Below are 577 nucleotides of genomic sequence, written 5' to 3' on the forward strand. Positions count from 1 at the left end.
GATTGCGGCGTATTGGGGTTAATCGTCAGGTTGGCATCGCCGCTTGGGGTGACGACAGGTTCCAGAGAGCTAAATGTTACCGAACAATCGCTGGTCACTGCACCGGTGGTATACACTGCGCCGGCCCATGAACCGGCCGGACACGTTCCGCCGACGGTCGGATTGACGGTATAACCGGGATCCGGAGTGACGGTAAATTGCTGGGTTGCCCCATAATTAATCGTTTGCGGCGTATTGGGGTTAATGGTCAGATTGGCATCGCCGCTCGGGGTTACCGTCGGCATCTGGAGCGAACTAAAGACGACGGTACAATCCCCGTTAATTGCGCCGGTAGTATACACCGAGCCGGCCCATGAACCGGCAGGGCACGTTCCGCCGACGGTGGGATTGACGTTATAACCGGGGTTCGGGGTGACGGTAAATTGCTGGGTTGCGCCCGGCGTCACTGATTGCGGCGTATTCGGGTTAATGGTCAGGTTGGCATCGCCGCTCGGCGTAACGACAGGCTCCAGAGAGCTAAATGTTACCGAACAATCGCTGGTCACTGCACCGGTGGTATAAACCGCGCCTGCCCAGG

The 577-nt window shown here is 58.1% G+C and carries 1 pseudogene; it reads right to left on the bottom strand.

Annotated features, from left to right (window positions below):
- A pseudogene (locus tag ACFORL_RS06785) lies at window positions 1-577 on the bottom strand (hypothetical protein); the annotation flags it as partial.

The sequence above is a fragment of the Legionella dresdenensis genome (assembly GCF_042649825.1).
Taxonomy (GTDB): Bacteria; Pseudomonadota; Gammaproteobacteria; order Legionellales; family Legionellaceae; genus Legionella_C; species Legionella_C dresdenensis.